A 24014-nucleotide genomic window follows, 5' to 3' on the forward strand; every position below is an offset into this window, starting at 1 on the left:
GTCGGTCCTCGGAGTCGGGGGCAACCAGATATCGCTCCCCAGGGTATCCGGCCGGGCGGACAAGGGGGCCCCTGCCCGGCGATATCACCGGAGAGGAGCCCGAAACCCCGCATGCGCGGGGACGAGCGCATTGACGATCTTCACGATCTGCTGCGCCGGTGGAACATCCCCGCACGCGCGGGGCCCACACCCGGCACAACGCCCCGCCGCCCCGCAGGTCACGCCCCCAACGCCCCCTCCACCGCGCGGGCCACCGCCACCGCCCGCTCCCCCTCCAGCGGCCCGCCCGCCACGTCCGTCACATAGAACGCGTCCACCACGCTCGCCCCCAGCGTGCTCACGTGCGCGCTGCGCACCCACACCCCCGCGTCCTCCAGCGCCCTCCCGATGCGGTGCAGCAGGCCCGGGGCGTCCTGCGCCCGTACCTCCAGCACCGTGGCGTCCGCCGGGCCGTCCGCCGCGACCGTCACGCGGGGCGGCGGGGCGGGGCGCCCCCGGCGGCGGCCGCCGTAGGCCGCTTCGCGTTCGGCGAGGCGGGCCGCGACGTCGAGGGTGCCCTCCAGCGCCCGTACGAGATCCGCGCGCAGCCGGGCGGCCTCCGGCAGGGAGCCGTACTCGGCGGCCACCCGCCACTCCAGCAGCAGCGCCCCGGCCTCCCCCGGTACGTCGAGCGCGCGCAGGTCGGCCGCGCGGACCGTGAGCCGGTGCAGGGCGAGCACGCCCGCGACGGCCGGGAGGACACCGGGCTGCCGGGGTACGGCCAGCAGCAGCTCGGCGCCGAGCGCTGCCGCTCCCTCCGCGCCGGGGCCCTCCGGCCGTGGCCGCAGCGTGAGCGCGGGCCCGCCGGTGCGGCACGCCTCGGCGGCCAGGCGCCGCTGCCCGTCGGTGGGTTCGGGGCGCTCGGGGCGCCGCGGCTGCGTACCGCTGCCGAGGGCGGCGGCCGCGCGCCGCACCAGTTCGGCGACCAGGGACGCGCGCCAGGGGCTCCACGCGGCGGGACCCGTGGCCCGGGCGTCGGCGACCGTCAGGGCGTGCAGCAGCTCCAGCGTCCCGGTGTCGGGGACCGCGTCGGTGACCGTACGGACCGTGGCGGGGTCGTCGAGATCGCGCCGGGTGGCGGTGTCGACGAGCAGCAGGTGGTGGCGGACGAGCACGGCGAGGGTGTCGACGTCGGCGGGGCCGAGGCCGAGCCTGGTCGCGATGTCCCGGGCGAGGGCCTCGCCGGTCACCGCGTGGTCGCCGGGCCGGCCCTTGCCCATGTCGTGCAGCAGGGCGGCGAGGAGCAGCAGGTCGGGGCGGCCGACGTCGCGGGCGGACTCCCCGGCGCGCACGGCCGTCTCGACCAGGTGGCGGTCGACGGTCCAGCGGTGCACGGGGTTGCGCTGCGGGCGGCAGCGCACCGTCTCCCACTCGGGGAGCAGCCGGGAGACCAGGCCGTCGGCTTCGAGCGCCTCCCACACGGGGACGGCGGCCTCGCCCGCGCCGAGCAGGGTGACCAGCGCCTCGCGGGCCTCGGCGGGCCAGGGCAGCGGCAGCGGTCCGGCCCGGTCGGCGAGGCGGCGCACGGCGTGCGGGGCGAGCGGCAGCCCGGCCTGCGCGGCGGCGGCCGCGGCACGCAGCGGCAGGACGGGGTCGTGCTCGGGCCGGGCGGTACGGGCGAGGACCGCCTCGCCGTCCTGCTCGACGACGCCCTCTGCGAGCGGCAGGCGCTCGGGTTCGGCGAAACCGCCGCGGCCGCCGCGCCCGCCCAGGATGCGGCGCAGCCGGGGCCGGCCGGAGCGGGCGCGCAGGATGCGGCCGACCTCGCGCCAGGTGATGTCGGCGGCGTAGGAGACGGTGCGGGCCGCTTCGTACACGCCGTGCAGCAGGGCGTCGGCGTCGGGCAGGCCGAGGGCGGCGGCGACCTGGTCCTGTTCCTGGAGGGAGAGCCGGTCGGTGGCCCGTCCCGTGGTCAGGTGCAGGGCGTCGCGGACGTCGAGGAGGTGGGCGCGGGCGCGGGCCAGGCCGGAGCGGGGGGCGTCGGCGAGCCAGGAGGCGGCGACGGCGCGCAGGGCGGTGGCGTCGCGCAGTCCGCCGCGCGCCTCCTTCAGGTCGGGCTCCAGCAGGAAGCGCAACTCGCCCTGGACGCGGGCGCGTTCCTCGCCGAGTTCGCGCAGTTCGGGCAGCCGGGCGGGGGCCTGGGCGCGCCAGTCGGCGTAGGCGGTGGCGCGGACGGCGGAGGTCAGACGGGCGTCGCCGGCGAGGTGGCGGGCGTCGAGGAGGCCGAGGTGGACCCGCAGGTCGCCGGCGGCGGCCTTGCGGGCCTCCAGCGGGGTGCGCACGGAGTGGTCGAGGGCGAGGCCCATGTCCCACACCGGGTACCAGACGCGGTCGGCGACGGCGCCGAGTTCGCCGGGGCCGGCGGAGCCGTCGTGCAGCAGCAGGACGTCGAGGTCGCTGCGCGGGGAGAGTTCGCCGCGCCCGTAGCCGCCGACGGCCACGAGCGCGACGCCGCGGCTGTGGCCGAGCAGCCCGCCGAGCCACTGGTCGGTGAGGCGGGCGAGGGCGGCGCGGCGGGGCGGGCCGGTGAGGGTGTCGCGGTGCAGCAGGTGCAGCCGGGCGGCCGCGTAGCCGCCGGACTCCGCGGTGCTGCCGTCCGTCGTCAGCTGCGTCAACTGCGGTCCCCTCGTGGTCGCTTGTCCGTGCCGTCGGCTCAGAGCGCGTCGGCGCCGCGTTCGCCGGTGCGGACCCGCACGACCGTCTCGACGGGGACGACCCATACCTTGCCGTCGCCGATCTTTCCGGTGCGGGCGGCCTTGGTGATGACGTCGACGATGTCCTCGACGTCGGCGTCCTCGGCGAGGACCTCGATACGGACCTTCGGTACGAGGTCGACGCGGTACTCGGCGCCCCGGTAGACCTCGGTGTGGCCGCGCTGCCGGCCGTAGCCGCTGGCCTCGGTGACGGTCAGGCCATGGACGTTGAATCTCTGCAGGGCGTCCTTGACGGCGTCGCGCTGGAAGGGCTTGACGATCGCGGTGATGAGCTTCATGCCTCCACCTTCTTGTGCGGCGCCGACGGCTGCTGCGGCTGCTCGGCCGCGTGCTGCCGGTCGGGTTCGGGCGTGCTGCCGCGGGGGGCCGCGGCGCCGCCGACGGCGCTGAAGTCGTAGCCGGTCTCGGCGTGGTACGCCTGGTCGAGGCCGCTGATCTCGTCGTCGTGGCGGGAGCGGAAGCCGATGGTCCTGTCGACGAGTTTGGCCAGCAGCCAGGAGAGGGTGAAGGAGTAGGCCATGACGGAGAAGGCCCCGGTGGCCTGCCGGCCGAGCTGGGTGAGTCCTCCGACGCCGTCCGTGGCGAGCAGGCCGACGAGCAGGGTGCCGATGACGCCGCCGACGAGGTGGACGCCGACCACGTCGAGGGAGTCGTCGAAGCCGAGCCGGAACTTCAGGCCGACCGCCCAGGAGCAGACGGCGCCGGCGACGAGGCCGATGAGGAGGGCGCCGAAGGCGTTCACGGCGGCGCCGGAGGGGGTGATGGCGACGAGTCCGGCGACGGCGCCGGAGGCCGCGCCGAGGGTGGTGAACGCGCCGTGCCGCACGCGCTCGTAGGCGAGCCAGCCGAGCATGGCGGCGCCGGTGGCCACCTGGGTGTTGAAGGCCATGTTGGCGGCGGTGCCGTTCGCGGCGAGCGCCGAGCCGGCGTTGAAGCCGAACCAGCCGAACCACAGCAGGCCCGCGCCGAGCAGGACCAGCGGCAGGTTGTGCGGCCGCATCGGCTCCTTGGCGAAGCCGGTGCGCCTGCCGACGACGAGGACGGCGGCGAGCGCGCCGATGCCCGCGTTGATGTGGACGGCCGTCCCGCCCGCGAAGTCGATGACCTTGAGCCGGGCGAGCCAGCCGTCGGTCTGCCAGACCCAGTGCGCGACGGGGAAGTACACGACGCTCACCCACAGCGTGATGAACAGCGCCCAGGCGCTGAACTTCACCCGGTCCGCGAGCGCCCCGCTCATCAGCGCCGGGGTCAGTACCGCGAACATCAGCTGGAAGAGGGCGAAGGCGAGGACGGGCACGGACTCCTTGCCCGCGTCCGTCAGCGAGGACGGGCCGATGCCGCGCAGGCCGAGGTGGGCGAAGTCGCCCAGCAGTCCGGCGCCCAGGTCGTCCCCGAAGGCGAGCGCGTAGCCGTAGAGGACCCACAGGACGCTGACGATGCCCAGCGAGATGAAGGACATCATCAGCATGTTGAGGGCGCTCTTGACGCGCACCATGCCGCCGTAGAAGAAGGCCAGCCCGGGTGTCATCAGCATCACCAGGGCGGCACTGATCAAAACGAACGCTGTGTTGGCGCCATTCATGGTCGGTCTCCGTCGGTCTCCTCGAAGCGGCGGCCGCCCGTACACCCGAGCGGGCGGGGACTTCGGTGGGCCGGTGTGGCCACGAGGCTGACGCAGACGGGTTTCAGCCGATGCAGCGGGTTGTTTCGCTCCAGTGACGAAGACGTCCTTGGTGTTACGCACGGATGAACCGGCCTTGATCGTCCGCCGCCGGCGCGCGGGAGGGCGCGGGAGCGGGGTGCGATGAGCCGGCCGCGGCGACCGCTCGGCGGACCTGGCGTGGGGGAGCCGAGTCGGGCTGTACGGGCGGTGCGCCGCGGCCGGGTCCGAAAGGCCCCGCGAGCGGGGCCGGGCCGGGCCGAAGGAGGCGGGTCAGACCGCGTGCGCGGCCTCGGCGGACTCCGGCAGATGGACGGAGAGTTGGTCGGTGAGCGCGACGACCTCGGCGACATCCCCGAAGTCGCGCGCGGCCGTGCCCACCGTCTTGCGCAGCCGGTTGTTGACCCGCTCGGAGCGCACCCGCTTGGCGATCCGCAGGGCCTTGGCCGCGTAGACGGCGGACTCCTCGGGCTCGCGCTCCATCAGATTCACGGTGGCCAGGCCGATGAGGTTGAGCGCGTACGAGCGGTAGTGCTCGGTGTCCTGGGAGAACAGCTCGACCGCGCGCTCCATCTTGGGCCGGGCCAGCGAGGTGTAGGCGGGGCTGCGGCCGGCCACATACGCCAGGTCGCGGTAGGAGTGGGCGTTCTCCGCGTTGAGCTCGGCCTCGGAGAAGAAGCGGATCCAGTCGGGGTCGCCGTCGCGCGCGGCGCAGTCCGCGAAGCAGTCCTCCGCCATGTGCACGGCGCGCTTGCACTTGGCCGGCTGGCCCAGGGTGGCGTACGCGCGGGCCTCGACCGCGTACAGCATCGCCTGGGTGCGGGGGGTGGCCGTCTCGCGGGAGCCGTACTGCCCGAGGTGGATCAGCTCCAACGCGTCCTCGGGGCGGCCGAGATGGATCATCTGGCGGCTCATGCTGGAGAGGATGTACGAGCCGAGGGGGCGGTCACCGGCCTCCTTGGCGGCGTGCAGGGCGAGCACGAAGTACTTCTGGGCGGTGGGGTGCAGGCCGATGTCATAGCTCATCCAGCCCGCCAGCTGGGCCAGTTCGGCCGCGACCTTGAACAGGCGCTTGCCCGTGGCCTCGGACTGCGGCTCCTGGAGCAGATCCGTCACCTCGTGCAGCTGGCCGACGACGGCCTTGCGGCGCAGGCCCCCGCCGCACTGGGCGTCCCACTGCCGGAACATCGTCGTGGTGGACTCCAGCAGGTCGAGCTCGGGCGGGGAGAGCTTGGCGCGGCGCGGACCGCCGTGCCGGTCGGCCGCCGCGACGGCGGCCTCCCGGCCCGAGGAGCCCGGGGCCAGCCAGCGCTGCATCGGCTCGATGAGCGCGGGGCCCGCGGACAGCGCGAGCGAGGCGCCGAGGAAGCCGCGCCGGGCCAGCATCAGATCGCTGCGCGAGAACTCGCTGATCAGCTCGACCGTGCGGGGGCCCGCCCAGGGCAGGTCCACCCCGGAGACGGACGGCGACTGGTGCGCGGGCCGCAGCCCGATGTCCTCGATGCCCACGACACAGCCGAACCGCTCGGAGAACAGCTCCGAGAGGATCTTGGGGATGGGCTCGCGCGGCTGCTCGCCGTCCAGCCAGCGGCGCACCCGGGAGGTGTCGGTGCTGATGTGGTGGGCGCCCAGCTGCCGCGCTCTGCGGTTGACCTGGCGCGCGAGCTCGCCCTTCGACCAGCCGCTGCGCAGGAACCAGGAGTTGAGCTGCTCATTGGGGCGCTTGCCGTCCCGCTCGGCCGCGTCGGCCGTCCCAGCCCTGTCGGCGCCGACGGTACCGCCGGTGCCGCTGTCGTTGCCGCTCAACCGGAACGCCCCCATCCAAAGAGCTCTGCTTCTGCGCGCGGCCCCGTCCGCGGCCGCGTGAACGACCCACGGTCCGCCGCCTCTTGCGGCCGCCCGCACTGTCCGCGGCACTCCCGGCGGCACGTCCCCCGTGGTCGGATCCTGATCGGAAACCTTCGCGACGAGGGCCTCTGCGGCGGGAGACGGGGAGAGTCCGCGCACCGAAAGTAATCCTACGATCACCGATGAAGCGAGGGCAGTCCAGCAATCGCCACCATTCGCCACCCCAAGGAATGAACCCAACGGGGCCGTGAGGCGATTGACTTGACGCCGGCTTGACGCGGGACGATCAGAGAGGGGCCAGGGAGAGGGTGGATCGGTGCACGTCATGGCGCACACCCCGGGCCGCACCACCTGCCGCACACCGTCACGCCGCCCCACAAAGGGATTCGGCGACCGTCCGTGTTCGAGACACTCCGACTCGTAACCATCGGCGAGCACGACCCGTTGGAGGGGGCATGGGCTTCACAATCGGCGGCATCCGGGACCTGCGTCCGAGCACTCGGCGCCGTGGACGCGCGCCCGAGTGCGTGACGGCGGTGGCGGAGTACACCGGCCTGTGGCGGTGGGACGTGGTGCCGGGGGCCCGTGCCTCGCGCGGCGGCGGGCGCGTGGTCTGCTCGTGCGGGGCCGCCGACTGCCCGGCCCCCGGCGCCCACCCGCTCTCCTTCGCCTCCGCGGTCCCGGCGGGCGCCACGCTGGACGCCGCGAGTGCCGCGTGGGCCGAAGTGCCGGGCGCCGCCGTGCTGTTGCCGGTGGGCCGCAGCTTCGACGTCCTGGAGGTCGCGGAGGCCGCGGGGCGGCACGCCCTGGCCCGCCTTGAGCGGATGGGGCTGCCGCTCGGCCCGGTCGCCCTCAGCCCGCACGGGCGCGCGCTGTTCTTCGTCGCCCCCGGTGCCGCGGCCGAACTCCCGCAGCTGCTCTACCGGATGGGCTGGGACGACGCGCGGCTGGACCTGCGCTGCCTGGGCCCCGGCGACCACGTCACCGCGCCGCCCTCCGACCACGCGGGCCTGGGCCCGATGCGCTGGCTGCGCCCGCCCACCCTCGACACGGCGGGCCGCCCGCCGCAGGCCCGGCTGCTGCTGGGCACCCTGGCCTACGTCTGCCACCGCTCGGCGACGGCCTGAGCACCGCCGCGCCCCGGAGGAAGCGCCCCGGGCCGGGACGGCCCGGGTGAACCCCCGTACGAAAGGGCCCCGTTCGCAGCTGCACCTGCGAACGGGGCCCTTTCTCCGCCCTCGCTGTGCCGCCCGCGCCGGGCGGCGGGGGGTCAGTCCCCGATCAGGGCGTCGACGAACGCCTCCGGCTCGAACGGCGCCAGGTCGTCCGCACCCTCGCCCAGGCCCACCAGCTTCACCGGCACGCCCAGTTCGCGCTGGACGGCCACGACGATGCCGCCCTTGGCGGTGCCGTCCAGCTTGGTGAGCACGATGCCCGTGATGTCCACGACCTCGGCGAAGACCCGCGCCTGCGTCAGGCCGTTCTGCCCGGTCGTCGCGTCCAGGACGAGCAGCACCTCGTCGACCGCGCCGTGCTTCTCCACCACGCGCTTGACCTTGCCGAGCTCGTCCATGAGCCCGGTCTTGGTGTGCAGCCGGCCGGCGGTGTCGATGAGGACGACATCGGCGTTCTCCGCGATGCCCTCCTTGACCGCGTCGAAGGCGACGGAGGCCGGGTCACCGCCCTCGGGCCCGCGGACCGTACGGGCGCCGACGCGCTCGCCCCAGGTCTGGAGCTGATCGGCGGCGGCGGCACGGAAGGTGTCGGCGGCACCCAGGACCACGGACCTGCCGTCCGCGACGAGCACCCGGGCGAGCTTGCCGGTGGTGGTGGTCTTGCCGACGCCGTTGACGCCGACGACCAGGACGACACCGGGCTTCTCCGCGCCGTTCACGCCGACACCGGGCTCGGTGTGGACGGCGCGGTCGGCGTCGGCGCCGATGAGGGCGACGAGCTCCTCGCGGAGCAGGCCGCGCAGCTCCTCGGGGGTGCGGGTGCCGAGCACCTTCACGCGCTCCCGCAGCCGCTCGACGAGCTCCTGGGTGGGGCCGACGCCGACGTCGGCGGTGAGCAGGGTGTCCTCGATCTCCTCCCACGTCTCCTCGTCGAGGTGCTCGCGGGAGAGCAGGGTCAGCAGACCCTTGCCCAGGGAGTTCTGCGAACGGGAGAGCCGGGTGCGCAGCCGCACGAGCCGGCCGGCGGTCGGCTCCGGGACCTCGATCGCGGGCGCGGCCGGGGCCTCCGGCTCGACGACCGGGGCGGGCTCGGCCGGGGCCGCCGGCGCCTCGGCGGCCGGCAGCTCCACTTCCTCGATGGTCCGGCGGGGGGCCTCGGGCGCCGCCTCCGCCTCCTCGCCGACGTGCGGCTCGGCGGGCGGCGCGGTGACGGACGGGCTGCTCGGCGGGGCCGGGGGCAGCTGCTTCTTCTTGCGGCTGCTCACCACGAGCCCGCTGATCGCGCCGAGCGCGACGACAGCGATGACTACGGCAAGGATGACGATTTCCATAACGGACCCAGTATCGGACACCGCGGCGGCAGGACCGCGCCGTCGGCGGTGCGCCGGATTTTTTGCCGTCGAGACCGACTCGGTACGACTCAGTACGGCCTGTTTTTGGAGGTATCTCTAAGGACTAAAGCCACTTTCCGGCCAAAGTTGGAGCAAAGTACGATGGCATGCGACGTTGCGACGCGCGTAGAGTCCCAGCGTTCCCCTCCTGTCAACGGCACGTAAAGCCCCGCTTCACCGGAGCCCCCCACATGGACAACGCGTCCACCGTCACCGAGGTCAACGGCGACCTCGACGGCGCCATAGAAACCCGCGGCATCGAGCCCGTACCCGACCACGAGCGACACGGCAGGGTCCGCGAGCTCTTCCCCACCTGGGTCGCCGCCAACATCAGCGTCCTGCTGCTCACCATGGGTGCCGCCCTGGTGGTCTTCAACAAGCTGAACTTCTGGCAGGTCCTGATCGTCGCGGCGTGCGCCGCGGTCGCGTCCTTCGGCCTCGTGGGGCTGCTGTCGGTCTCCGGCAAGTGGGGCGGTGCTCCCGGCGCGATGCTCTCCCGGGCCACCTTCGGTGTGCGCGGCAACCTCTTCCCCGGCGCGATCCTGTGGGTCGCCCGCTTCGGCTGGGAGACGATCAACGCGGTCACCGGCGCCTACGCCGTACTGACCGTCCTGGACCTGCTCTTCGGCATCAAGAGCAACACGATCCTGATCGTCGTCACCCTGTTCGCCTTCGTGGCCTGCACCTTCCTGGTCAGCGGCATGGGCCGCAAGGCGCTCAACGTCTGCAACAAGTGGTCGACGTACCTCTTCGGCGTCTTCAGCGTCCTCGTGCTGGTCTACCTGATCGCCAACATGGACTGGGACAACGTCTTCTCCAAGCCCGCCGGCTCCACCGCCATGATGATCGCGGGCATCGGCACCATCGCCGCCGGCGGCATCAGCTGGGTGCCCACCGGCCCCGACTTCGCGCGCTACCTGCCGCACGCCGCCTCCGGCAAGAAGATCGTCGGTGCGACCGTCTCCGGCGCGGGCATCGTCATGGTGCCGATGGTCCTCATGGGCGCCGTGATGGCCGTCGCCACCCCCGGCCTGGCCGACGCCCCGGACCCGGTGTCCTTCCTCGGCGACATCCTGCCGACCTGGATCGCCGTGCCGTACCTGGTCACCGCGATCGTCGGCATGCTGCTGATCAACAGCCTGTCCATGTACTCCGCCGGTTTCACCGCGCAGACCATGGGCGTCAAGCTGCCGCGAGCCCTCGCCGTCAGCATCAACGCCGTCATCTCCCTCGTCGGCGGTCTGCTCCTGATGCTCGTCGCGAAGAGCTTCCTCAGCTCCTTCATCACCTTCCTGATCCTGCTCGCGGTCTCCTTCTCCGCCTGGATCGGCGTCTACTCCGTCGACATGCTGCGCCGCCGCGCGCGTGCCGTGCGCTACGACGCGGAGGGGCTCATGGACACCGGGCGCACCAGCCGCTACTGGTACGCGGGCGGTTTCTGCTGGCAGGCCATGACCTCCTGGGCCGTGGCGCTCCTCGCGGGCCTGTCCTTCACCGCCTGCGACTGGTTCAGCGGCCCGCTGTCGTCGACGTTCATCGGCAAGTACGGGCTGGGCTGGGCGGCCACGATCGCCATCTCGGCGCTGCTGATGGCCGTACTGCCGACGCCGCGCGAGAACGGCTCCGAGGAGTCCGCGGCGGAGGCGGACGCCGGGGCCGAGAAGGTCTCCGTGTAAGGGCGCGCTCGCCGCTCCGGGTCCGAGGCCCCCTTCACCGCTCAGAGCGGTTGGAGGGGGCCTTTGCCGTGCCGTGCCCACCCACGCTCCCGGCACCCGGAAACACGTCCTCCCCCACCGGGGGCTCCGCCCCTGGGCCTCCTATAGCGGTGGTTACCGGTGAGTTTACCCACCGTGGGTACTCACGGTGGGATCGATTCCTGAACTGGCGCCCGCAATGCTGCTGGGCATGAAGGGGAAGCAGGAAGAGATCGAAACGGTCTTCCGGCGTGACGGCCGGACCGCGGTGGACGACGCGGACCACCGGCGCCCCGCGGCCCGTGCTGACGACGAGCACGGCGGCTGGGGACTGTCCCTGCCGGCGGCGCCCGCCGACTGCCGGGGCGTGAGCAGCCAGTCAGACATCGGCAAGTCCGGGCCATGCGCGAGTCAGACAGCCTGTGGTCCGACGCGGGAGAGCCCGACCCGGACCTGGTGGCGTGGGTGCGCGGAGTGGACTACGTGACGGGCTGGCGTGCGGCGAAGGACGCGGCGGCGGAGCTGGAGCAGGCACTGACGGCGGCGGGAGTGGACGCGGTCGGAGCCTCGATGTCGGCGGCGGCGCGGGCGGACGGGGCCGGGGTGGTGCGGCTGGTGTGGCCGGTGGAGACCGTACGGACCCTGGCAGGGCTACTGGAGGGCGCAGGGGAGCCGAAGCGGGCCGGGTGAGCCGCAACTCCCCATGGTGGAGCGGGCGGACGCCTGGCCACGGTGGTGCCACGCCGAGCGGAGCGCCCACGACGGGCCCGGCCACAGCGCGGCAGCTGCCCGCTCCCCCAAACCACGGCCTATGGCCTATGGTGCGGCCTCCTCACGCGGCCCCGCCCGACGCGGTTACCGGACCCGCGCCCCCATCGCCCGCTCTCGGCCTCCGCCCGGGTCGGCGCCGGGGCCGCCCGGTGCGCCCGTGGGCGGCGGCTCGGGGGCGGCAGCTGAACGCGCGCGGGGTTCGTCCGGGGCGGATACGATCTTGGAGTTCGCGCTGCTTGAGGGGGATTGAGGGGCTTTGCTGAGGCGTATAGGGGACTGGGGGATCTGGTCCACACCCCTGGGGGCTGTCGTGGTTTTCGCCCTGATCCTTGGGATCCCGTTCGTCATCATCGGCGCAGTGGTGCGCAGCAAGACGACTCCGCGAGAGGTCAACGAGGTACTGACCAGGAGCAGCAGCCTGATAGGACTGTGCGAACTCCCGCCCAGCTACTTCCGCGGGAGCGCGCCCCGGACGGGAGCCGGCCCGGCTCCCGTCTGGCTCTACCACCAGCAGAGCGGCGGCAGCCCCGGCCGGGCCCGGATCGAACTGGGTTCCCTGCCCGACAGCGCGCATCTGACGTGGAAGGAGCAGGACGCCCGTCGGGTGCAACTGGTCGGCTGCACGGGCATCGACAAGGACGACAACTGGGCCACCGGGCGGACCTGCACCTACGCGGGCCGCAGCGTCCCGCTCCGGACCGGGAAGTACCTGCTGGAGCTCCGCGCGGCCGCCACAGGCCACGTCATCGCATCCGGCAAAGTCGTCCCGGCTTCTCGCCAGTGCCCCGCAGAGGAGGGGTACATCACGCCGAGCGCTGAGGAGTACGCCGATGCGTTCGAGCAACTCGCCAAGGAAGCCGCTGGTTAGACGGCCGTCGCCAGAGGCTCAAGAACGCTTGGGCGGCGTGCGTGCTGCCCCGCATCCGCATCCGCATCCGCGCTCGCACCCCGCACCCCGCACCCCGCACCCCACGCAAAAGGCCGCTGCCCCGGCTCCGCGTGGAGCCAAGGCAGCGGCCTTCGAGGAGAAGGGCGGCGGGGGGGGTTAGCCCATCTCCTCCAACGCCTTGCCCTTGGTCTCCTTCACGAACTTCAGCACGAAGGGGATCGAGAGCACGGCGAAGACCGCGTAGATGATGTACGCCCCGGACAGGTTCCAGTCGGACAGGCTCGGGAAGCTGGCCGTGATGGCCCAGTTGGCGACCCACTGCGCGGAGGCGGCGACGCCGAGGGCCGCGGCGCGGATGCGGTTGGGGAACATCTCGCCGAGGAAGACCCAGACCACGACACCCCACGACAGGGCGAAGAAGAGCACGAAGGCGTGGGCCGCGATGAGGGCGACGGTGCCCTGGGCGGTCGGCAGGGTGCCGTCCGCGGTCTTGGAGGCGAAGGCCCAGGCTTCGAGGGCGAGGGAGACGGCCATGCCGGCGGAGCCGACGAGGGCGAGCGGCCTGCGGCCGATGCGGTCGACGAGGACCATCGCGATCACGGTGCCGACGATGTTGATGATCGACGTGGTGAAGCTGTAGAAGAACGAGCTCTCGGGGTTGATGCCCACGGACTGCCACAGCGTCGAGGAGTAGTAGAACGCGACGTTGATGCCGACGAACTGCTGGAAGACGGAGAGGCCGATGCCGATCCAGACGATGGGCAGCAGGCCGAAGCGGCCGCCGAGCAGGTCCTTGAAGGTGGACTTCTGCTCGCTGTGCATCGCGTGCTCGATCTCGGCGACGCGGGCGTCGAGGTCGATGCCGCTGCCCTCGACGTCGGCCAGTACGGCCTTGGCCTTGTCGATCTTGTTGACGGAGATCAGGAAGCGGGGGGACTCGGGGATCGCGAAGGAGAGCAGGCCGTAGAGGACGGCCGGGACGACCATGACGCCGAGCATGACCTGCCAGGCCTCGATGCCGAGGAGGTGACCGCGCTGCTCGCCGTTGGCGGCGTTGAGGATGCCCCAGTTGACCAGCTGGGAGACCGCGATGCCGACGACGATGGCGGCCTGCTGGAAGGAGCCGAGGCGGCCGCGGTAGGCGGGCGGGGAGACCTCGGCGATGTAGGCGGGGCCGATGACGGAGGCCATGCCGATGGCGATGCCGCCCAGGACGCGCCACATGGCCAGGTCCCACAGGGCGAAGGGCAGGGCCGAGCCGATCGCGCTGATCGTGAAGAGGACGGCGGAGATCTGCATGACGCGGATCCGGCCGATGCGGTCCGCGAGCCGGCCCGCGGTGGCGGCGCCGACGGCGCAGCCGATCAGGGCGATGGCGATGACCTGGGCCAGGGTGGCCGAGCCGATGCCGTACTTCCCTCGGATGCCCTCGACGGCGCCGTTGATCACGGAGCTGTCGTAGCCGAAGAGGAAGCCACCCATGGCCGCGGCCGCGGTGATGAAGATGACATGGCCGAGGTGGTCGGGCTGGGCCTTGCGGCCCTGCGACCCCTGCGCCATCGCAGTGCTGGTCAACGTGTACTCCAAAGGCCCGGCGACACTGCCGGACGTGAGGGGGGTGGCCCTTCCAGTGGGGCACGGAACGAGGGGGGCCACCACTTGAAGGTAATAGCAACGTTGCAGACCCTAAGCCTTCATTTTTCTAAGTCAATAGGTCGTAAGCAAGAAGTTTCTCCCAAGCTTCGCGGATGTTGACTTCAACACATGAAGGGAACTGGGAAGGGAAGCAAAGGGATGGCTCAGCGCAGTCGCTGGCTGATGACCTTGGACACCCCGTCGCCCTGCATGGAGACGCCGTAGAGCGCGTCCGCGACCTCCATCGTGCGCTTCTGATGCGTGATCACGATCAGCTGCGAACTCTCCTGCAGCTCCTTCATGATCCCGATAAGGCGCTGGAGATTGGTGTCGTCGAGGGCGGCCTCGACCTCGTCCATCACGTAGAAGGGGCTGGGGCGCGCCTTGAAGATCGCGACGAGGAGCGCGACCGCGGTCAGTGAGCGTTCGCCGCCGGAGAGCAGCGAGAGCCGTTTGACCTTCTTGCCGGGCGGACGGGCCTCGACGTCGACGCCGGTGGCCAGCATGTCCTCGGGGTCGGTGAGGACGAGACGGCCCTCGCCGCCGGGGAAGAGCCGGGAGAAGACGCCCTCGAACTCGCGGGCGGTGTCGCGGTAGGCCTCGGTGAAGACCTCCTCGACCCGCCGGTCGACGTCCTTGACGACCTGCAGCAGGTCGCTGCGGGTCTTCTTGAGGTCCGCGAGCTGTTCGGAGAGGAAGTTGTGCCGCTCCTCCAGGGCCGCGTACTCCTCCAGCGCGAGCGGGTTGACCTTGCCCAGCTGCTGGTGGGCGCGCTCGGCGGCCTTCAGGCGCTTCTCCTGTTCGGCGCGGTCGTAGGGCCGGGGCCGCATCCCGGGGTGGTCCGGGTCCTCGGGCAGCCGCTCGCCCTCGGCGGGGGGTGAGGGCGGTACGGGCTGGTCCGGGCCGTACTCGGCGATCAGCCCGGCGGGTTCGACGCCCAGTTCCTCCAGGGCCCTGGTCTCCAGTTGCTCGATGCGCAGCCGCTTCTCGGCGCCGAGGACCTCGCCGCGGTGCACGGAGTCGGTGAGCTTGTCGAGCTCGGCCTTCAGCCCGCGGCCGCGGTCGCGTTCGACGGTGAGCTCGCGTTCCCGCTCGGCCTTCGCCGCCTCGGCCCGGGTGCGCTCCTCCTCGGCGCGGACGAGGGAGACCTCGACGTGGGCGAGCAGTTGCCGGGCGCCGGCCGCGACCGCGCCGGCCACCCGGGCCTCGTACTGGAGCCGGGCGCGGCGCTGGGCGGCCCGGGAGCGCGCCTCGCGTTCGGCGCGGGCCGCCCGGTCGAGTCCGTCCGCCCGGCCCGCGAGGGCCTTGACGCGCTCCTCGTGCGTACGGACCTGGAGGCGGGCCTCCATCTCGGTCTGCCGCGCGTTGGCGGCGTCGGCGGCCAGCCGGTCGCGGACGGAGGTGTCGGGTTCGTCCGTGCCGGTGCCGGGGGCGGCCTCCTCGGCGGCGGCCAGCCGTGCGGCCAGTTCCTCGGCCTCCTCGGCGGCCCGGGCGAGGGCCTCCTCGGCGCGGGTGACGGCGGCGGCGGCGCGTCCGGCCTCCTCGGCGGCGGCGCGCGCCTGCCCGGCGAGGCGGCCCAGCGCCTGGGCGACCTGGGACTTCTCGCGGTCGGCCGCGCTGCGCCGGGCCGCGAGCTCCGCCACGCGCGCGGCGCACTCGGTGCGCCGTTCCCCGGCGGCCCGTTGCTCGGCGGCCAGGTGCTCGCAGTGGGCGGCGAGGCGGGCGAGTTCGGCGTCGGCCTCGTCGACGGCGGCCTGGGTCTCCAGCAGGCTGGGCGCCCCGCCGGAGCCGCCGCGCGCGAAGTGGGCGCCGAGCAGGTCGCCTTCGGCGGTGACGGCCGTGAACCGCGGGTGCGCGGCGACGAGTTCCTCCGCGTCCTCCAGGGTGGCGACGACCACGATGTCGCGCAGCAGGGCGTGCACGGCGGGCAGCAACTCCTCGGGGCCGCCGACGAGTTCGGCCGCGCGGCGCAGTCCGTCCGGCGCGGGTTCGGGGCGCGGCGCGAGGAGGCCGCCGCTGACGAGCAGGGCCACCCGGCCCGCGTCCTGCTTGCGCAGCCGCCGCAGCGCATCGGCCGCGGTGGCGGTGTCGGTGACGGCGAGAGCGTCGGCGGCGGCGCCGAGGGCGGCGGCGAGGGGAAGCTCGAAGCCGGGGGTGACGGTGAGGAGTTCGGCGGCCGGGCCCAGCAGACCGGCCAAACGATCCTGCGCGCTGAGCAGGGCCCCGGTGCCGTCCTTGCGGCGCAGGCCCAGGGCGAGCGCGTCCCGGCGGGCGGCGGTCGCGGCGCGGCGGCGTTCGGCGGCGGTGAGTTCCTCGCGGGCCGCGGCGAACGCGGCGTCGGCGGCGGCCAGTTCGTCGCCGGCCGCCGTGTGCGCTCCGGCGAGCTCGGTGTCGCCGGCCGCGAGGCCGTCGACCTCGGCCTGCCGGCGCTCGTACTCCTCCTGGGCCCGGGCGGCGCGTTCGGCGGACTCGGCGCGGGCCGCGGCGAGCCGGCCGATCTCGGCGCGGGCGGCGGCGGCGCGCCCGTGGGCGGCGGTGACCCTGCCCTGGAGCCGGGCGAGTCCTTCGCGGTGGTCGGCGAGGGCGCGGGCGGCGTCGCGGAGCCGGCGGTCCTCCTCGGCGAGGCGGCGTTCCAGCTCGGCCCGGTGCGCGGCGGTGTCCTCCAGGGCCCGGCTCGCGGCTTCCAGGGCGGCCTCCAGCTCGGCCTCCTGCTCGCGGATCCGCACCGCCTCGCGCTCCAGGTCCTCGGGGTCGCGGCCGCGCCGCTCCTCCTCGGGGGCCGCGCCGGCGCTGGTGACCCGGGCGTCGGCGAGCCCGATCGTGCCGCGCACCCGTTCGGCGAGCCGGGACAGCTCGTGCCAGGTCTGCTGGGCGCGGGCGAGGCGGGGGGTGAGGGTGCGCAGCTGTTCCTCAAGGCGGGCCTCGCGGTGTGCGGTTTCCCGCAGTTCCGCCTCGGTGGCCTCCTTGCGGCTGCGCAGGGCCGCCTCGTCGGCGACCTCGGTGCGCAGCGCCTCGCGCAGGGTCACCAGGTCGTCGGCGAGCAGCCGCAGCCGGGCGTCGCGCAGGTCGGCCTGGATGACGGCGGCCCGGCGGGCGACCGCGGCCTGCCGGCCCAGTGGCTTGAGCTGGCGGCGCAGTTCCTCGGTGAGGTCCTGGACGCGGGAGAGGTTGGCCTGCATCGCGTCCAGCTTGCGCAGCGCCTTCTCCTTGCGCTTGCGGTGCTTGAGGACGCCGGCGGCCTCCTCGATGAAGGCGCGGCGTCCGGCCGGGTCGGCGTGCAGGACGGAGTCGAGCTGGCCCTGGCCGACGATGACGTGCATCTCGCGGCCGATGCCGGAGTCGGACAGGAGCTCCTGGATGTCCAGCAGGCGGCAGGTGTCGCCGTTGATCTGGTACTCGCTGCCGCCGTTGCGGAACATGGTCCGCGTGATGGTGACCTCGGTGTACTCGATGGGCAGGGCACCGTCGGAGTTGTCGATGGTCAGGGACACCTCGGCGCGGCCGAGCGGCGGACGGCCAGTGGTCCCGGCGAAGATGACGTCCTCCATCTTGCCGCCGCGCAGGGACTTGGCGCCCTGCTCGCCCATGACCCAGGACAGGGCGTCGACGACATTGGACTTGCCGGAGCCGTTGGGGCCGACGACGCAGGTGATGCCGGGTTCGAAGCGCAGGGTCGTGGCGGAGGCGAAGGACTTGAACCCGCGCAGGGTCAGGCTCTTGAGGTGCACGCGGTAGGACTCTACCGGCCGCCCGGCTCCCACCGGCGCCCCGTGGCGGCGGCTGGCGCGCCGTCCGCGTCAGGGGCGCGCCGACGACCGGTGTCCTTGGCCGTGTCCTTGGTCAACGCGGGGTTTCGCCCGGCGGGAGGCAGGGCACATCAGACGTGAAGCGCGCGAGGGAAAACGGCCGGAAACGGCGGGGCACAGGGCTTGCGTACGGGGCGGACACGACGAAGGGACGCCGAAGCGCCCCTTGCAGAATCTCAAGCGGTTGACAGTGCGGCCCGACCGGCCCTCGGGGGCAGGGCGTGCGGTCAGGCGAGCGCAGGCTCCGCCTTGGATACGTCGATGCTGTCGAGCAGCGAGTCGCCGTGGTGAGCGGCGGCAGTCAGCGCGTCGTTCTCGGCCTGCATCCGGATGAGCTCGGATTCCAGGTCCTGGACGCGCTGCTGAAGCCGTCGCATCTCGGCGAGGACTCGGGGGTCGGAGCCGCCGACGTAACCGAGAAGCGCCTTTGCCATGATGGATGGTCCTCCACACTGAGTGACCGACCGAAGCGGTGTGGGTCGTGAGGGATTCGCACCCGCGGTGTCTGCCATCGCTACTGCGGTGCTCAATGCCAAACAGCTAAGGTGCGCGGGGCTTCCAGAGTCTCACCAAAAAGTTTGACGGTCAACACGATCACACCCTGTATCCACGGGCGTCGCCGGGGGCGCGGCGGGGAATCCGCGGCTCTTTGTCACCCGGGCCCGGGGGGCGTGGAGATCATCCGTTGACTGGCAGCCTTCCACGGCTCGGCCGTCTTGGCAACCATCAGGGAATTGCTGCCTTTTGCATATGCCAATGACATATCGAGCAAGGCCGCCGCTTCCCTGTCGCCCCTTGGGTTCCGGCGCTTCACTTCCCCCGCGCGGAATATCCTTTTCCGCTCCCGTCCCGCCCCCGCTCCCCCGCCCGGCAGGGGACTCCTCAACGGATCTCGAAGCCGCCGTAGCCGCCGCGCGGCTCGCCCCAGATCTCCGTGACACCCTCGACGCGGCCCGGCGTGTCGCCGGTACGCAACCAGTCGAGCAATCGTTCGCAGCCTTCCCGGGTTCCTTCGGCGACCACCTGGACGCGGCCGTCGGCGAGATTCGAGGCGAATCCGGTGAGCCCTCCGATCCGCAGCGCATTCTCCCGTGCGAACCAACGGAAGCCGACACCTTGCACACGACCACGGACCCACGCCGTCAGACGGACATTCTCGTTCATGTCTGCACGCTAACCGGCCAATTGCAGACGCAGCACTTCGGCCCCGCGCTTATTGCCCTACAGTCGCCGCGCACAGCTCTCCCTCGTGGTCTCCCCGTACGAGTGACGCACGATCGACGCCGAGCAGCCAAGGAAGGCAGCGGATGGGCCGCCATCGACGCTCCGCCCACCGGACCCCGGGTCTCCCGTCGGTGACTCCCCCGAGCACCGGGATCCCCCTGACGAGCGGCACCGCCGCGAGCGGCCCCCCGCGCACCGGTCCGCCGTCCGAGCAGGACGGCGGGACCGCCGCCGGACGGCACCGCGGCGGGCGCCGGGGCGGCCGGGGCCGCCTGCCGGGCCGGCGGACGCCCGCGCGGACCGGCCTGCTGGGGGCGTCCGCCGCGATGGCGATGGGCGTGGTCGCGATGGCCTCGGGGCTGTTCTCCGGCGGCGACAGCGTGCAGCTCGGGGGCGGCCCGGGCGGCCAGGTACGGGCGGACGAGGCACCGGCGCCGCGCACCCGGCCCGAGGCCCCCGCGCCGGACCGCGGGCAGTCCCACCTCAGCCGCCGCGACGAGCGCGCACCGCTCCCCCCGGCCGCCCCTCCCGCCCCCTCGGCGCACCCCGCCCCCGCGCCACCGGCCGGGGCCGTCCCGGCCCCTTCCCCGCCCGCCCCCGACGTCGCCCCGGCCCAGGGCGGCGCCCCCGGCGCGGCCCCGCCCCAGGCCCGCGGGCCCGCCGGGCCCGGCGCGGGCACCGTGGCGCACCTGGCCCCGGTCGCCGACCGCGCCTCCGGCGAGGCTCCGCAGCACCGGGCCGAGCGCCCCTCCGCCGCCCGTCAGGTGCTGGCGCTGGTCAACGAGGAACGGGCACGGGTGGGCTGCCGTCCGCTCGTGGCCACGGCCCAACTGTCCGGCCTCGCCCAGGCGTTCAGCGACGACATGGCCCGCCGGGGCTTCTTCTCGCACACCGACCCCGAGGGCCGCACCCCCTGGGACCGGGCCTCCGTGCGCGGCGTCAGGAACCTCGGCGGGGAGAACATCGCCCGCGGCCACCCGGACGCGCAGGCGGTCATGGACGCCTGGATGCGCAGCGCCGGGCACCGCGCGAACATCCTCAACTGCGACTACCGCACCCTGGGCGTCGGGGTCAGCCCCGGCCCCAACGGCCCTTGGTGGACCCAGGACTTCGGCTATTAGCCACGATGAGCCGCTGTGAGCCGCGCCCCGCGCCCCGGCCCTCAGGCCGGGCGCGGAGGGCGCTGGCAGCGCGGGCAGAAGTAGCTGGACCGGTTCATCCACGGGCGGCGGCGGATGGCGGTGCCGCAGCGGCGGCAGGGCTCGTCCTCGCGCCCGTAGGCGTCCAACGACCTGTCGAAATAGCCGGATTCGCCGTTCACGTCGACATAGAGGGAGTCGAAGCTGGTGCCGCCGACGGCGAGGGCCTCGCGCATCACCTCGCGGACGTGGGTGAGGAGTTCGGCCGTGCGCGGGCGGGTGAGGGTCGCGGTGGGGCGCTCGTAGTGCAGCCGGGTGCGCCACAGCGCCTCGTCGGCGTAGATGTTGCCGACGCCGCTGATCAGCGACTGGTCCAGCAGGGCCCGCTTGACCGTGGTGCGGCGGTGGCGCAGCGCGCTGTGGAAGGCGGCGTCGTCGAAGGCGGGGTCGAGCGGGTCGCGGGCGATGTGGGCGATGACGCCGGGCAGGCCCTCGGGGTCGTCGGGCACGCAGTCGTGCAGGGACAGCCCGCCGAAGGTGCGCTGGTCGACGAAGCGCAGCTCGGTGCCGGCGGCCTCGTCGGCGGCGCTCACGGGCGCTTCGGTGTCGGTGAAGCGGACGCGGACGCGCAGGTGCTTCTCGTCGGGGGCGCCGTGCGGCTGCACCAGGAGCTGGCCGCTCATCCCCAGGTGGGCGAGCACGGCCTGGCCGGGAGTGTCCCCGGAATGCCCGACGGGCAGCCAGAGGTACTTGCCGCGCCGCCGGGCGGGGCCGAGGCGGTGCCCGGTGAGCCGGTCGGCGAAGTCCCGCGCCCCGGCCGGGTGCCGGCGCACCGCGCGCGGGTGCAGCACCTCCACCCCGGCGACCGTACGGCCGCTGACCCAGCGCTCCAGGCCGCGCCGTACGACCTCGACCTCGGGCAATTCGGGCATGTGCCTCTTCCCCTCCCCTGCGGACGGACAGCCGACGGCCGGCCCACGGCGCGGGTGCGCCGTGGGCCGGCCGGGGTTCTCGGATCAGGCGCCGCGGGTGCCGCCGGCGGCGGGGTCCGCCCCGGTGCCCTGCGCTTCGCACTCGGCCTTCGCCTCGGCGGCCCGTGCCTCGGCCGCCGCGTGGATGGCCCGCCAGGCGGCCTCCGCCGCCTGCTGCTCCGCTTCCTTCTTGCTGCGGCCGGTGCCGGTGCCGTACGCGACACCACCGACGCGGGCAGCAGCCGTGAAGGTCTTCTCGTGGTCGGGTCCGGTCTCGGTGACCAGGTACTCGGGAACGCCGAGGCCCTCGGTGGCCGTGAGCTCCTGGAGGCTGGTCTTCCAGTCCAGGCCGGCGCCCAGGTTGGAGGACTTCTCGATCAGCGGGTCGAAGAGCCGGTGCACCAGCTCGGCGGCCGCGTCGAGGCCCTGGTCGAGATAGACCGCGCCGATCACCGCTTCGAGGGTGTCGGCGAGGATGGACGCCTTGTTGCGCCCGCCCGTGCCCTCCTCACCGCGGCCGAGCCGGATGAAGGAGCCGAGGTCCAGGCCGCGGCCGACCTCCGCGAGCGCCCGGGAGTTGACCACCGCGGCCCGCAGCTTGGCCAGCTGGCCCTCGGGCAGGTCCGGGTGGATCCGGTAGAGAGTGTCGGTGACCACCAGGCCCAGCACGGAGTCCCCGAGGAACTCCAGCCGCTCGTTGGTGGGCAGCCCGCCGTTCTCGTAGGCGTAGGAACGGTGCGTCAGCGCACGCACCAGAAGGGCGGTCTCGAGTGTGTACCCGAGCCGCCCTTCCAGAAGCGTGTGGGACGAGGCCGTGTCCGCCTGCGGCGCCTTCTTCGGCGTGGTGGCGTCTGACATGAAGCCTGTCACCCGCCGATCAGACCGCGAGGACCTGGCGCTTGTTGTAGGTGCCGCAGCTGGGGCACGCGATGTGCTGCTGCTTCGGCTCGTGGCAGCGCTCGCACGCCACCAGGGTGGGGACCGCAGCCTTCCACTGCGACCGGCGGTGGCGCGTGTTGCTGCGCGACATCTTCCGCTTCGGAACAGCCACGGCTACTTCTCCTGTGAGTCATCCCCGCCGGAGCGGGGTGCGTTGTCCATCTCGCCGTCCGTGTCGGATCCGGCGAATCCCTGCAGTGCCGCCCAACGAATGTCGACGGTCTCGTGGTGGTGGTCCGGGTCGTCCGCCAGCCGTTCCCCGCAATCGGGGCACAGACCGGGGCAGTCCTCCCGGCACACCGGCTGCAACGGCAGTGCGAGCACCACCGCATCCCGCAGCACGGGTTCGAGGTCGAACAGGTCGCCCTCTAGGAAGAGCGTGTCCTCCTCTTCCTCGGCGTCGTCGCCGGATTCCGCGGGGCGGCTCCGGTCGTCGGCGTCGGGGTAGGAGAACAGCTCCTGGAAGCCGACTTCGAGCTCTCGCTCAAGCGGCTCCAGACACCTTACGCACTCCCCCGTGAGCGGCGCACGCGCGGTGCCTGTGACAAGCACCCCTTCGACGACCGACTCCAGGCGGAGCTCCAGCTCCACCGCCGCGCCCTCGGCCACACCGATGACCTCGATACCGAGATCCGCGGGCGCCTCGATCGAGCGGGAGAGCCGCTTGAGCGCGCCAGGACGCCGGCCCAGCTCACGTGTGTCGAACACGAGCGGGGAACGGGGGTCAAGACGGGCGTTCAGGGCTTCCTGCTTTCTACGCTGCGGTGCGGCCGCCCGACGTCGTTGTCGCACGCGGGCAGCCCTGATCGCGGATGCACGCGCGACCGAAGAACCAGAATACTGGACGGGCCGCCGTGGTCCCAATCGGCCACCCGCGTCACCGGCCCGGCCCCGCCTGGCCGGCTGGGGCCGGGGCGGGTCAGCGGCCCTGCTCGTACCGGCGGAGCGTGTTCAGGTCGATCATGCTGGTGTCGAACAGGCTCGTCTCGTCGAGCTGCCGGGGCGGCTGCTGCGCCTCCTGCTGCCCTGCCTGCTGCCCTGTCTGGTGTGCCGCGGGCTGCTGGGGGGCGTAGCCGCCGGCGGCCCCATAGCCGCCGTCCGCGGCCGGTGCGGGCCAGCCGTAGGGGTCGTAGCCCGGCTGCGGCTGGTAGCCGCCCTGGGTGCCCTGCAGGCCGTGCTCCTGGGGCATCGCGTAGGGGTCGGCCTGCTGTCCGTAGGGCTGCTGCTGATAGCCGTAGGAACCGGCCTGGTAGCTCTCGTCCTGCCGGTAGTGGCCGGGCTGCTGCGGGGGCTCGGGGGCCTGCTGGGGCGCGGTGGGCGCGGGCTGCTGGGGGGCGGCGAGCCCGGCGAGGTAGTCGGCGTCGCTGGTGGGGGCGCCGGACAGGCCGTCCTGGGCGGCCAGGTGCGCGCCCAGTTCGTCGATGGGCCGGGCGCCCTCCAGCTTCTGGCGGCCGCGTCCGACGGCCTCCAGGGTGCTGCCCAGGACGGCCGCGACGGCGCCGAGGCGGGCATCGACATAGGCGTCGGCGCGCTGGCGCTGCGTGTGCGGGTCGGCGCTGGGCTCGGGGAGCTCCTCGCCGTCGTCGTGGCCGGCGGAGCCGTCGGCGCGGCCCAGCAGCTTCTCGCGGCCGCGCTCGACGGAGCCGATGGTCTTGGTGAGGACGACCTCGAAGTTGGCGAGCTTGGCGTCGACGTAGTCGTCGGCCTCGGCCCGCACCTCCGCGGCCTCGCGGCGGGCCTGGTCGAGGATGCGCCCGGCCTCCTCCCGGGCGGAGCGGGCGATCTCGGTGTCGGAGATCAGCGAGCCGCGGTGGGCGCGCGCGGCGTCGATGATCCGCTCGGCCTCCTCGCGGGCCTCGGCGACCACCTGTTCCCGGTCGCCGATCAGCTCCCGGGCGCTGGCCAGTTGGGCGGGCAGCGCCGTGCGGACCTCTTCGAGCATGGCGAGCAGATCCGCGCGGTTGAGCACGCAGGACGCCGACATGGGCATGGACCGGGCACCGGCGACGACCGTGACGATCTCGTCGAGCTTCTTCTGGACGTCCACCTTGGCGCTCGCCACTCTCTCCTGACGGATGGACACGGGACGCAACGACTGTACGGCCGCCCGGGGCCCGCC

The 24014-nt window shown here is 73.3% G+C and carries 19 protein-coding genes; 5 read left to right on the forward strand and 14 right to left on the reverse strand.

Translation table 11 applies throughout. The features are described from left to right. Window positions 1–218 precede the first annotated feature (218 nt). From ACFP1Z_RS13335 to nsdA, 4 genes are all read right to left on the reverse strand, one after another. Complete coding sequence (locus ACFP1Z_RS13335; protein ID WP_390316385.1) at window positions 219–2654, reverse strand: [protein-PII] uridylyltransferase; 2436 nt, start codon at window positions 2652–2654, stop codon at window positions 219–221. A gap of 38 nt (window positions 2655–2692) precedes the next feature. Further along, complete coding sequence (locus ACFP1Z_RS13340; protein WP_390316386.1) at window positions 2693–3031, reverse strand: P-II family nitrogen regulator; 339 nt, start codon at window positions 3029–3031, stop codon at window positions 2693–2695. After that, window positions 3028–4335, reverse strand: coding sequence for an ammonium transporter (locus ACFP1Z_RS13345; RefSeq protein ID WP_390316387.1), 1308 nt, complete (start codon window positions 4333–4335; stop codon window positions 3028–3030). The genes ACFP1Z_RS13340 and ACFP1Z_RS13345 overlap by 4 nt, the downstream gene beginning before the upstream one ends. A gap of 351 nt (window positions 4336–4686) precedes the next feature. After that, a complete protein-coding gene (gene nsdA, locus ACFP1Z_RS13350) occupies window positions 4687–6234 on the reverse strand; it encodes a transcriptional repressor NsdA (RefSeq protein ID WP_390316388.1) in 1548 nt (515 codons plus the stop codon). Between the two features lie 482 nt (window positions 6235–6716). Between nsdA and ACFP1Z_RS13355 the strand changes: the two genes are divergently transcribed. After that, window positions 6717–7388 (forward strand): bifunctional DNA primase/polymerase, encoded by a 672-nt coding sequence (locus tag ACFP1Z_RS13355; RefSeq protein ID WP_390316389.1) that lies wholly within the window; start codon window positions 6717–6719, stop codon window positions 7386–7388. A gap of 143 nt (window positions 7389–7531) precedes the next feature. Here the strand turns inward: ACFP1Z_RS13355 and ftsY are convergent, their stop codons facing one another. Next, complete coding sequence (ftsY, locus tag ACFP1Z_RS13360; protein ID WP_390316391.1) at window positions 7532–8767, reverse strand: signal recognition particle-docking protein FtsY; 1236 nt, start codon at window positions 8765–8767, stop codon at window positions 7532–7534. Window positions 8768–9018: 251 nt separating this feature from the next. On the opposite strand from ftsY, the gene ACFP1Z_RS13365 reads away from it, so the two are divergent. From ACFP1Z_RS13365 to ACFP1Z_RS13375, 3 genes are all read left to right on the forward strand, one after another. Continuing rightward, window positions 9019–10503 (forward strand): purine-cytosine permease family protein, encoded by a 1485-nt coding sequence (locus ACFP1Z_RS13365; protein ID WP_390316392.1) that lies wholly within the window; start codon window positions 9019–9021, stop codon window positions 10501–10503. Window positions 10504–10923: 420 nt separating this feature from the next. Further along, window positions 10924–11211 carry a hypothetical protein gene (locus tag ACFP1Z_RS13370; protein ID WP_390316393.1) on the forward strand — a complete coding sequence of 96 codons (288 nt, stop codon included), beginning with the start codon at window positions 10924–10926 and terminating at the stop codon, window positions 11209–11211. Between the two features lie 439 nt (window positions 11212–11650). Beyond that, on the forward strand, window positions 11651–12160 hold the full coding sequence (locus ACFP1Z_RS13375; RefSeq protein WP_390316394.1) for a hypothetical protein: 510 nt from the start codon (window positions 11651–11653) through the stop codon (window positions 12158–12160). Between the two features lie 177 nt (window positions 12161–12337). Here ACFP1Z_RS13375 and ACFP1Z_RS13380 read toward each other — a convergent pair whose 3' ends face one another. The 4 genes from ACFP1Z_RS13380 to ACFP1Z_RS13395 all read right to left on the reverse strand — a co-directional run bounded on the left by ACFP1Z_RS13380 (window position 12338) and on the right by ACFP1Z_RS13395 (window position 18786). Further along, complete coding sequence (locus ACFP1Z_RS13380) at window positions 12338–13756, reverse strand: sugar porter family MFS transporter (protein WP_390316395.1); 1419 nt, start codon at window positions 13754–13756, stop codon at window positions 12338–12340. 224 nt (window positions 13757–13980) lie between these two features. Continuing rightward, complete coding sequence (gene smc / locus ACFP1Z_RS13385; protein WP_390316396.1) at window positions 13981–17544, reverse strand: chromosome segregation protein SMC; 3564 nt, start codon at window positions 17542–17544, stop codon at window positions 13981–13983. A 305-nt stretch (window positions 17545–17849) separates the two neighbouring features. Further along, complete coding sequence (locus ACFP1Z_RS13390; RefSeq protein ID WP_171087512.1) at window positions 17850–18056, reverse strand: hypothetical protein; 207 nt, start codon at window positions 18054–18056, stop codon at window positions 17850–17852. Window positions 18057–18504: 448 nt separating this feature from the next. Next, complete coding sequence (locus tag ACFP1Z_RS13395; RefSeq protein ID WP_390316397.1) at window positions 18505–18786, reverse strand: acylphosphatase; 282 nt, start codon at window positions 18784–18786, stop codon at window positions 18505–18507. Between the two features lie 191 nt (window positions 18787–18977). Between ACFP1Z_RS13395 and ACFP1Z_RS13400 the strand changes: the two genes are divergently transcribed. Then, window positions 18978–19967 carry a CAP domain-containing protein gene (locus tag ACFP1Z_RS13400; protein ID WP_390316398.1) on the forward strand — a complete coding sequence of 330 codons (990 nt, stop codon included), beginning with the start codon at window positions 18978–18980 and terminating at the stop codon, window positions 19965–19967. Window positions 19968–20008: 41 nt separating this feature from the next. Here ACFP1Z_RS13400 and mutM read toward each other — a convergent pair whose 3' ends face one another. From mutM to ACFP1Z_RS13425, 5 genes are all read right to left on the reverse strand, one after another. Then, the gene (gene mutM / locus ACFP1Z_RS13405; protein ID WP_390316399.1) at window positions 20009–20917 is read right to left on the reverse strand and encodes a bifunctional DNA-formamidopyrimidine glycosylase/DNA-(apurinic or apyrimidinic site) lyase; all 909 of its coding nucleotides are present in this window, start codon (window positions 20915–20917) and stop codon (window positions 20009–20011) included. An 84-nt stretch (window positions 20918–21001) separates the two neighbouring features. Beyond that, window positions 21002–21814: a ribonuclease III gene (rnc, locus tag ACFP1Z_RS13410; RefSeq protein WP_390316400.1), complete on the reverse strand. Its 813-nt coding sequence runs from the start codon at window positions 21812–21814 to the stop codon at window positions 21002–21004. Between the two features lie 19 nt (window positions 21815–21833). Beyond that, window positions 21834–22007 (reverse strand): 50S ribosomal protein L32, encoded by a 174-nt coding sequence (rpmF, locus tag ACFP1Z_RS13415; RefSeq protein WP_099201005.1) that lies wholly within the window; start codon window positions 22005–22007, stop codon window positions 21834–21836. Window positions 22008–22009: 2 nt separating this feature from the next. Beyond that, entirely contained in the window at window positions 22010–22603 is a 594-nt protein-coding gene (locus ACFP1Z_RS13420; RefSeq protein ID WP_390316401.1) for a YceD family protein, read from the reverse strand. Between the two features lie 211 nt (window positions 22604–22814). Further along, window positions 22815–23942 carry an ATP synthase subunit B family protein gene (locus ACFP1Z_RS13425; RefSeq protein ID WP_390316683.1) on the reverse strand — a complete coding sequence of 376 codons (1128 nt, stop codon included), beginning with the start codon at window positions 23940–23942 and terminating at the stop codon, window positions 22815–22817. Window positions 23943–24014 lie beyond the last annotated feature (72 nt).

Source organism: Streptomyces gamaensis (assembly GCF_042656465.1).
GTDB classification, from domain to species: Bacteria; Actinomycetota; Actinomycetes; order Streptomycetales; family Streptomycetaceae; genus Streptomyces; species Streptomyces gamaensis.

Excerpts from the sequence above, each read along its gene's own strand:
- mutM (WP_390316399.1), bottom strand. The coding sequence starts at position 20,917 with ATGCCCGAATTGCCCGAGGTCGAGGTCGTACGGCGCGGCCTGGAGCGC.
- ACFP1Z_RS13345 (WP_390316387.1), bottom strand. The coding sequence starts at position 4,335 with ATGAATGGCGCCAACACAGCGTTCGTTTTGATCAGTGCCGCCCTGGTG.
- rnc (WP_390316400.1), bottom strand. The coding sequence starts at position 21,814 with ATGTCAGACGCCACCACGCCGAAGAAGGCGCCGCAGGCGGACACGGCC.
- ACFP1Z_RS13395 (WP_390316397.1), bottom strand. The coding sequence starts at position 18,786 with ATGAACGAGAATGTCCGTCTGACGGCGTGGGTCCGTGGTCGTGTGCAA.
- ACFP1Z_RS13370 (WP_390316393.1), top strand. The coding sequence starts at position 10,924 with ATGCGCGAGTCAGACAGCCTGTGGTCCGACGCGGGAGAGCCCGACCCG.
- nsdA (WP_390316388.1), bottom strand. The coding sequence starts at position 6,234 with ATGGGGGCGTTCCGGTTGAGCGGCAACGACAGCGGCACCGGCGGTACC.
- ftsY (WP_390316391.1), bottom strand. The coding sequence starts at position 8,767 with ATGGAAATCGTCATCCTTGCCGTAGTCATCGCTGTCGTCGCGCTCGGC.
- ACFP1Z_RS13390 (WP_171087512.1), bottom strand. The coding sequence starts at position 18,056 with ATGGCAAAGGCGCTTCTCGGTTACGTCGGCGGCTCCGACCCCCGAGTC.
- ACFP1Z_RS13355 (WP_390316389.1), top strand. The coding sequence starts at position 6,717 with ATGGGCTTCACAATCGGCGGCATCCGGGACCTGCGTCCGAGCACTCGG.
- ACFP1Z_RS13365 (WP_390316392.1), top strand. The coding sequence starts at position 9,019 with ATGGACAACGCGTCCACCGTCACCGAGGTCAACGGCGACCTCGACGGC.
- ACFP1Z_RS13340 (WP_390316386.1), bottom strand. The coding sequence starts at position 3,031 with ATGAAGCTCATCACCGCGATCGTCAAGCCCTTCCAGCGCGACGCCGTC.